Annotated in this window: 3 protein-coding genes; 1 reads left to right on the top strand and 2 read right to left on the bottom strand. The window is 47.8% G+C overall.

Annotated features, from left to right (window positions below):
* Positions 1-594, bottom strand: a 594-nt coding sequence (locus KQJ18_RS23785; RefSeq protein WP_216422923.1) for a peptidoglycan DD-metalloendopeptidase family protein, incomplete at its 3' end; no start/stop codon positions are given.
* 88 nt (positions 595-682) lie between these two features.
* Positions 683-1,543 (bottom strand): LysR family transcriptional regulator, encoded by an 861-nt coding sequence (locus KQJ18_RS23780; protein ID WP_346014730.1) that lies wholly within the window; start codon positions 1,541-1,543, stop codon positions 683-685.
* Between KQJ18_RS23780 and KQJ18_RS24915 the strand changes: the two genes are divergently transcribed.
* Entirely contained in the window at positions 1,500-1,634 is a 135-nt protein-coding gene (locus KQJ18_RS24915) for a hypothetical protein (RefSeq protein ID WP_255366011.1), read from the top strand. The genes KQJ18_RS23780 and KQJ18_RS24915 overlap by 44 nt on opposite strands.
* Positions 1,635-1,805 lie beyond the last annotated feature (171 nt).

The following is a 1,805-nucleotide window of genomic DNA, read 5'->3' as shown; positions in this document are numbered from 1 at the left end:
GTTTTGACCGTTGTTCACCAGCATGGTGTCATTATGCGCATAGGCAGTGATGTAATCCTCACTGTGCTTAATCATGATGAGGTTGCCATAGCCCCGCAGTTGATTGCCGACATAGACCACTTTCCCGGCTCCGGCCGCATAAATCGGCGTACCGCGCGCAGCAGAAATATCAATGCCCTTATTACCGCCGTCCGCCGTGGAATAAGGCAGAATAACCTTACCGCTGGCAGGCCACTGCCAGCAGCGTTGTCCTACCGGCGGCCAGGACGACTGAGGTACAGAAGAAGACGGTCTGACGGCAGCCGTTTTGGTAGAAGATTTGCTCGAGGATTTCGCGGTTGCTTTACGCGCTGTTGTACTGGTTTTCGCATCACCGTTAAGCTTCAGCTTTTGCCCCACCTCAATGGTATAAGGGGGGGAAATGTTGTTCAGACGGGCGAGATCCCGAACGCTGGTGCCAGTAGAGCGTGAAATGGCGTACAGCGTATCACCGCGCTTCACAGTATACGTGGAACCGGAATCAGATGAACTGGAACACCCTGCCAGGATCAGGCTGCTCACCAACATTATCGTGATATAAAAACGTTTATTCATCAGCCATTCTGCACTCAACACAACGTTTACCTCGAAATCAGAGGTCATTATCATACCAGCCAGCCGGACGATCCCCAATCGCTACGCTTCAATCGGTAGGGTTAAACGGATATCCCTGTGCGATAATATCCATTAACGCGGGTAGATAAGGCATAGAGGGTAATTTCACCAGCGCAGGATAAAATATTTGTGGCGAAGGAAAAACGTCTACCACGTAACATTGGCTAAGTTTATCAGCATCGACTTCCGAAGACGGTAATAACGTCGCAGCCTCAAGGCCGGACTCCAGCCAGTCGAGAATGACCCCCGGTTGCGTAATATGCATGATCACTTTTGCGCTTACTCCGGATTTACGAAACAGATCCATCAGCATCTCGTAAGTCCCTGAATCCTTTGCCCGATGTAGCAACACCAACGGCATCTCCGCCAGCGCAGTGTAGTTATAGGGGTTTGCAGGAGGGCCCGGCAGGCATTTTTTATTAATTACCGCCACCAGCTTAATCGGATCAAACGACACATAATCAAAGCCTTCACTACGATAGGGACGCTGTATTAAAGCAATATCGATTCCCCCTTCCGTTAATAATGTTTCAAGATGGCTGGAGTCGGTAACAGAAATATTGATCGCCGTATCCGGATTACGTCGGTAAAGTTCCATCAACAGTGCTTTAAAATAGTTCTGGTAGAGATGAGTTAAACCTATTCTTAATTCGGCTCTGTTTTTTTGTGCAATATCTGTCGTTTCCCTGGCGATATCCTCCACCTGACGTAATATTTCACATCCTTTGCGATAGAGAAAAAAACCGGCCTCCGTGGGTTCAATACGATTTCCACGGCGAACAAAGAGCGAGACCTGAAGTTCTTCTTCCAGCTCCTGAATCCGCTTGCTGAGGGGGGGTTGCGCCATGTTCAACGATTTCGCCGCCTGGCTGACCGACCCTTGTTCCACCACCCGACAAAAATACCGTAAGCGCTTTAAATCCATCATCATCACCCGTGGTTTAACGTATCGCCAGTATCACACTTACCCAAAAAAATAAAAAGCCAGCCCGCTACATCTCATGTTAATTAATCATTATTTAACAGGTCATTAAAATAAACTTTTTTGATCTACTAACTATCCGGTAAACGGTATTTGTGTAAAAGCGCCACGGAAAATATTGTGCAGACAACGAAACATCTTTCCGAAGGAACCATCCCATGGCAAATAC

The organism is Citrobacter sp. S55_ASV_140, from assembly GCF_018919505.1.
Classification (GTDB): Bacteria; Pseudomonadota; Gammaproteobacteria; order Enterobacterales; family Enterobacteriaceae; genus Citrobacter; species Citrobacter werkmanii.
This window is presented reverse-complemented; position numbering and strand designations above follow the sequence as displayed.